The organism is Ferrimonas kyonanensis DSM 18153 (assembly GCF_000425405.1).
Lineage (GTDB): Bacteria > Pseudomonadota > Gammaproteobacteria > Enterobacterales > Shewanellaceae > Ferrimonas > Ferrimonas kyonanensis.
The window spans coordinates 48,431-55,000 of record NZ_KE384371.1 but is presented as its reverse complement, the minus strand read 5'-3'; the positions used below and the strand labels follow the sequence as shown (position 1 = coordinate 55,000).

The 6,570-nt window shown below is 49.9% G+C and carries 6 protein-coding genes and 1 pseudogene; 1 reads left to right on the top strand and 6 read right to left on the bottom strand.

The annotated features are described in order from the left end of the window. Positions 1–481, bottom strand: a pseudogene (locus H598_RS26250) (transposase); the annotation flags it as partial. Between the two features lie 67 nt (positions 482–548). Between H598_RS26250 and H598_RS0122420 the strand changes: the two are divergent. Then, the gene (locus H598_RS0122420; protein WP_028115007.1) at positions 549–875 is read left to right on the top strand and encodes a hypothetical protein; all 327 of its coding nucleotides are present in this window, start codon (positions 549–551) and stop codon (positions 873–875) included. A gap of 363 nt (positions 876–1,238) precedes the next feature. Here H598_RS0122420 and H598_RS25855 read toward each other — a convergent pair whose 3' ends face one another. From H598_RS25855 to H598_RS25850, 5 genes are all read right to left on the bottom strand, one after another. Further along, on the bottom strand, positions 1,239–1,751 hold the full coding sequence (locus tag H598_RS25855) for a hypothetical protein (protein ID WP_051252964.1): 513 nt from the start codon (positions 1,749–1,751) through the stop codon (positions 1,239–1,241). Next, a complete protein-coding gene (locus H598_RS0122410; protein WP_084144606.1) occupies positions 1,741–3,921 on the bottom strand; it encodes an anti-phage 6A-MBL system cap2_3 protein in 2,181 nt (726 codons plus the stop codon). The genes H598_RS25855 and H598_RS0122410 overlap by 11 nt, the downstream gene beginning before the upstream one ends. Then, a complete protein-coding gene (locus H598_RS0122405; protein WP_028115005.1) occupies positions 3,914–5,044 on the bottom strand; it encodes an anti-phage 6A-MBL system MBL-fold protein in 1,131 nt (376 codons plus the stop codon). Before H598_RS0122405 ends, H598_RS0122410 begins: the two co-directional genes overlap by 8 nt. Positions 5,045–5,364: 320 nt before the next feature. Continuing rightward, a complete protein-coding gene (locus H598_RS0122400; protein ID WP_028115004.1) occupies positions 5,365–5,718 on the bottom strand; it encodes a hypothetical protein in 354 nt (117 codons plus the stop codon). A gap of 94 nt (positions 5,719–5,812) precedes the next feature. Continuing rightward, entirely contained in the window at positions 5,813–6,481 is a 669-nt protein-coding gene (locus tag H598_RS25850) for a lytic transglycosylase domain-containing protein (RefSeq protein ID WP_051252963.1), read from the bottom strand. Positions 6,482–6,570: the final 89 nt, after the last annotated feature.

Genomic DNA, 6,570 nt, shown 5'->3' with positions numbered 1-6,570 from the left:
CAGCGGCGCAGTATCTTAAACAGCTTACTGAAGCCATAGGCCGGATAGCGCTCTACAGCCTGCTGAAGCGCCTGAATGACGGCGTCGTTCCGACTGCTATTGGGTCGATAGCGATAGACCGAATCACTGATGCCAACAATCCGACAAGCTCTGCGAAGGCTGACGCCATAAGACTGCTTTGCGTAATCAACCAACTGTCGTCGTATTGCAGGCATTACAGCTTTTTTTCGATGATGTCCTTGGGGATCTTATGGTCCAGGCTGAGTTCGGCGAACATCTGCTTCATGCGCCGATTCTCATCTTCCAGCACCTTCAGGCGTTTTACGTCCGAGGCTTCCATGCCGCCGTACTTGGATTTCCAGTTGTAATAGGTCGCATCGGAGATGCCGTATTCACGGCAGACCTCTTTGACCAGGCGGCCACCTTCAACTTCCTTCAGGATCTTAACGATCTGAGATTCTGTATAGCGTGACTTCTTCATCATGCGTTCTCCCTTTGGCTCAGTGTAAGCCGGAGAACTCTAATGTGGAATGCCCTGAGTTTAGGGGATGTTTACAGTACAGGTTCAATTACACACCGCAGAAGACTACGGACTGAGGCACCAGTTTGAGTTACTCGGAAGTAAAGGGTATCTGCGTTGTGATAGCAACCCTTGGTTACCGGGCAACAACAGCAGGCTGGTGATTGCAGAATACGAACAACCTGAACGAGTTATCGATGTTTCCGCGGACGGTGATGGGTTCCTGTATCTGGTTCGCAACGTCATCGATGCCATTGAGCAAGGTCAGCTTCAACTGAACCATCCAGCCGCCAATTTGAAAGACTCAGCTCAAATAACGGTTCTGCTCAGTCAGTGGTATGAGACAAAAAACTAAAAACTCGAGTGTTCAACTGGTTTCAAAAAGCCAAAGGCTCGCACTTGGCAGGTGTTTTTGGGCTGTGTCTTAGGTAACGGTTGTATCCCTCCCTTTGACATTGTCCTTAAATAGCCTGCTAATAGCGAAGTGACTTTGGCGTCATAGTCATTGTGTGTATATTCCACACCTTATCGACCACCATTCTTGTTAGAGATGGCCACATTTCCGAAACAAATTGGCCAGTATTCCGCTGAGAACTGGCCAGTAGCCACCTGCAGTCCGTCCAGTGCATTCCAGTAAACCACCCATATCAGAACAGTAGAGATTATCAGTTTCACCCAACAAGCTATAGTAAAAATCAGTTAGGCATTCCCCAACTAATTAAATGTTATGCTTACTATTATTTGCTTGATTAGTTGGCTCTACTCCGACTGACTTGCGGAACTGGCCTTCCATCCATTTCTGCATTTGAGAGACATTGTATCCGGCAACAAGTGCTAGTAATAGGTTGGCCCATTGAACTTGCTCGCCTGTCTGTTCAAAGTTGAATAGCTGCATACCAGACTTAATCATTAGGAAAGCTACACCTCCCATAAGTGCAGAGCAGATTGGACGCAAAGCATGCCAAACAAGCCATCGATTCGACCAAGAGGATACCACACACCATTGGTGATAAATCGCTCTGAGGCAATATAACATCCCGCCTAAAGCCCCCGTCACCATGTACAAACCTAACTCATCTACTGTTCTTTCAGGTTCAAAACCACCAATGCTTACAGATACCTTCCATATAAAGTATGCATACACAGTATGTAAGATGATTGCTGCAAACAAGCCGACTACACTTAGCCGATTCTCATTGTCTAATGGCGGCCTCTCGGTCTTATCTTTCATTTATAAACTCCATTCCTTCCTCACCAACTATCAGCATCAGTACAACTTCCAAGCCCCAAGAATCAGATAGCTCGCGCATCGTTGTTAAGTCTGTTGACGAAGGCCGAGATGAATGAGGGTGACTATGCCAGGTTCCTAGAACCTGCAAGTAACCTTCCGAACCTTGTAGAAGTTCCTCATTCACGCCTGATAACGCTGCCTGATCCAATACGAAACTCGTTGGAGTAGGTTGCTCCGATGGAGCTAATGATTGAGCAGAACATACATAGATAGTCAGATTTAGCAGATCGATATGACCGACTAATACGCCTCCAGTCTCAAACGGAAGGCAAGTCCTTCTTTGCTCGCTCAGTTCATCGGCCAAACCACCCAAAACCCGAACACTCCAAGTTCGCTCCGACTCAGCAACAGTAAACAACCTTGTTCTTGGAACTGTAAGTTCATGCCACTGAAGGCTCCAAGATTCCCTATCGCAGTGTGAAAGCATGACCTTAGCTTCTGGCACTTCTGCAGTAAGACCTGAATCAATCTTTGCTGCAATTGAGCTGGACTGGAGTGATACGAGGTAATCTGGTGCGACAGTAGTTAGGGAGGAACAACCGGGTCCAACAACTTGCTTGCTGAAATTGGCCTGATTAAATACGAGGCTACGAACTCTGGGTATAGAGTAACTAAACTGAAAAAACAGGGCCTCGAGGTCACCAATGTTCGGATTTCGCTCGTCACCCATTGGTTCAAAGGCCAAATAACCGACCTGACCTTTACCATAGAGCCCTGTTTGGATTAACCGCCCAGGCAGTTTATCCAGTGTGTTAATGGTCGAAGATACTGATGCAGAACCAGTTGTCTCGATGACAGCATCGAGCTTTGTATCTGCCGAAGCAAATGGCAGCGGATCACTAGTTAGATTTCGGCAGTAGCTTTGTACATCTACTCCCAGTGTATGACTGAGGGTCAGCGAAAGTGCCTCCGCTTTCCAAAAACCACCCGAAGTGAAAACATCACAAAGGGCGTGCCTCGCTAGATTGTGAGGAGCTAACCCCTCCTTGTCACATAGGGAAAAACTATACGCGCCAGTCTTTCCTAGCGTCATGGCTATTTTAGACCCTACGCTGCCACAACCAAGCACCGCCACCTTGAAATTCGGATGTTCTAAGCCACCGAAGGAAGTTTTCTTCAGCATTTCATAGCTAACTGGAGACCGAAAATCTAGCGGGATCACCTCTAACCTTTTGGACGGCTCTCTGGAGTGCCTGAGGATGAATGGGATGATTTCAAAAGGAGTACTTTGACCGAGTAGATTGAATGGGCGCTTCACAGCAATGACCAAAACAGAAATACCTACGCCTGATCGATCTCCTTTGCTGTACGCACAAACCAATTTACTCAGTGCGTCGCGTCTGTCGACAATCAATCCAAACTCGTTATCGGGGACATTGCCATCGAGGCGGGAGACGAACTCTTCCAGGCTCTCACGGTCACTAATAGCGCCATTCTGATAATGAGAAGATGATTCGCTCTCCGGCATTATTAGAAGGTGAACATCAACCTCCTTACTGTCAGAATACTTTTCCCTACCAACTCGGAAAAATCCAGGCGTTGGTTCAAAACAGTACCTTATATATGAGCATAAGCCCGCACTAAAACCAGCTTTACAATGATGTTCTTGAATGGCCGAGTTGAGTACCTCAGGTGATTCAGAGAAAGTTCCTTTTGCATTCGGGAATAGCACAGGCTCCCAGCCTTGCTCTCTATCCATTAACCTCATCTGTGCGGCGCTATCAAGCCACTCTTGAAGTGCATCCAGCACTCCTAAAACTCCTCTCTGATGAATGAGATCAGAGAGGCTACCCTCATAGATACACGGAGAGACTAGAGTCCCATACCCCGTTGGATTGATATGGGGTAGTTTATCCCTTGGAAAGTCGCTCCTCAAAAATGGGAGAAATCCTATGGCCTGGTAGTTTCTGGGAATCTGGAAAGTAACTGGCTCCATTTCTCGGATTCCTACTGGCGTACATCCGTCTTCCTCACACCGACTAGGTAGCATAACCTTCCATACTACCTCAACCACAAAGTTGTCCTGGTGTGATTTACATGACAAGACTTCAACGACTCGTCCATGCGACCCAATGAGGTGAATGAGGTGCTCGATGTGTGACTCAACCATGTCGGATTGGCTGACTCTTTTTAGGTATTGCTATTGATGGAGCACTTACAGCAACAAGTGACACCCCCATGTACCCAAGATTGACTTGTCTAACTTTGGGGGGATTTTGACTATTACCTGTATCAGCAAGGCATAGGAACTTCTTTGCACCAACTACTTTCTCATACTCTGCTTTCGCAAGGTGGCTTGGCGGGTCCTGGGTCACACTGGATATTTCCTTACTGCTGGAGACAATTAGCGCTCCAGGTTCTGCATGGCTTAAAGCAGCTATTGCCCCTTCGTTAACTTTGGGGTTCTCAGTTTTGCTGGCAGAGTCATAGCTGATTGTCCTCCAAGAACAATGGTGCGGAGCTAGGAGCAAGTCATAGCTCAAATCTGCTGCAGTATATTTGTCGCCAATGCTCTTCCAGATATGGACCGTTGCATCGCCCCCCAACAAAATCCTTGAGCCCTTTATCGTCCAGCGGATCACCACAGACGAATCATTCTTGGAGGACTGATTTTCGTCATCGAAGATTTCGTCTCCCAGAGGAGCTAGAACGAGGGCTTCTGCTTCTCCAATGGTGATTGTCGACCCGCACTCAGCAACCAACCCGGGCAAGTCCCACCTTTCCACCTTACCTTCTCCATCTTCGACACTGCCAAGCACAAGAAGGCGATTACCATTCAATGCGGCTCCTACTTTTGACTCAAAGCATTTCCTGCGCCTCTTAACTTCTGTCCTTAGGGCTACCGCGTCCTCTCCTAATCGTCGATCCTCAGAAATTCGCTTAGTGCACACCTCTGAGAACCAGATCTCATCGACCTTGATAAGTGGTATCCCTTCCTCCCGCTTCTGATATTCCTCAGGGGGACCGAGGTAGAAGTGCTTCTTTAAGCCTTTGACATGATCATCATCAGGGTGGGTCGCTACAAAACAATCGATGTACGGTACTCCGTCCCTTTTGGGTAGGACGCTATGCAGCTCAGCAAGAACGTCACACTTTGCTTGCTCTCCCTGAGACGAGTCAGTGATCTTTACATCCACCAGCACTGTTTTACCAAAGCCTTGCCGACCAATCTGGAGCAGGGTCATATCGCCATTGCCTACGGGGAAGTGCAACACACAGTTTTCTAATGCCATCAGATAACCTCATCTCAGTATGCCCAAAGGGGTTCAAATAGTTTCATTGGGGCACAGAGGTTGAAAATCAAGCCAAAACTCGGATTTATAGCCTTATTTTTACCCTGGCCAATTCGGTTCAAAGGGTCAAAGTGACCGAAAATGTCAATGACCGCTGCTGGCGCCAAAGCCACCCTTCGTTTTTGCTCTTCCTAGGCCTTAGCCGTGCAGCAACCCTAGCACCTGCTACTGGCGCCCAAGGAAGCCACCGACAGCACATGGCCTTCCGCATTCAATAACACACAGTGTTTGTAAATCAAAACGGTTGCTGTTGCATAGCTTCATTCCTTGTCGGTTGCCTGGCCTTGGAGAAACCGATCCTTCAGCTTCCGGTACCGGGGCTTGCTGCCGCTGCAGATGGCGCGAACAGTCGTGGCCGGCACATTGAATTTGGCTGAGAGCTCCCTGCTGGACAGATCACTGCCGAAACGCTCCCTCAGCAAGGCCAGAATGACCGCATCGGGCAGGGTCGCCTTACGGCCTGGCTTTCCATTGCTGCGCTTGGGGGAGGGGAGTGGGGCCTGACGAATGGGCGCGGCGTCAAGCTCCTCGTAGACAACCTTCCTGCACAGGGCTGCAGGCTTGCCTCGAAGCCGGTCCAGGTAGTGTCCCAGATAGTCTGCTCGGTAGCTCATGAGGTGGCCTCCAGTTAGTCAGAGACCACTTTTGTATCAACTGGCCGAATCCCCGCTACTGCGCGATCCGCAAAAGCTTGTGACGCTATGACCATTAAAATCTCAGCTCGGTAAGAGGCTGATAGCGGCTGGCGAAAAGGCCGGCGTGGGGGAGGAGGTCTTCGAGTGAGCGCACCACCAAGCGGCTGTAGCTCAGCGCCTCCTGCATTGCCTGGAGCGGCTGACGGTCCATCCGCCCTGGGCCGACGTTATACAGGTGCAGGGCACAGGCGATGTCGTCGGCCACATCGAGGCAGTATTGCTGATGGTATTGTGCCAGGATGCTGGCGCCGCAGATGACGTTCTCCCGAGGATCTACCGCCGCTTTGGGGCATTCCTCCTGCCAATAACGCATCATGATCTGCGCCGGGCCCATTGCGCCAACCGACGATACGGCATGGTCCTGGTAGCGGCTTTCGGTGTGTACCAGTGCCGCCATTACCAGGGGATTGATGCCGGTGTAGTCGGCGGCCTCAATCAGGTAACCGGCGTAGCGGTTCGCTTCATATTGGTCGAGATGGTAAGCCTTCTGCAGTGATGTGCTTAGCGGTTGCGCTGCCTGCGCCAGGGTGGGGATGGGGGAGCTGCTCAACTTGTGGACCGAGATCGTGTGCCGGCCAGGGGAGACATCGGGAATCAGGCTGTCCGGGGCGGGCATCACCATGGCTACCTGGAGGGTAGCCATGATGACCATGGTGGAAATTGCACTTGGGGCGATGTTCATCAGAACCCCTAAAGCAGCATCTCACCCAGAGTCCAGAGATACTGGTTGATATCAATGGCCCCGGAGTAGTTGTCTGCCGCTGCAATGGA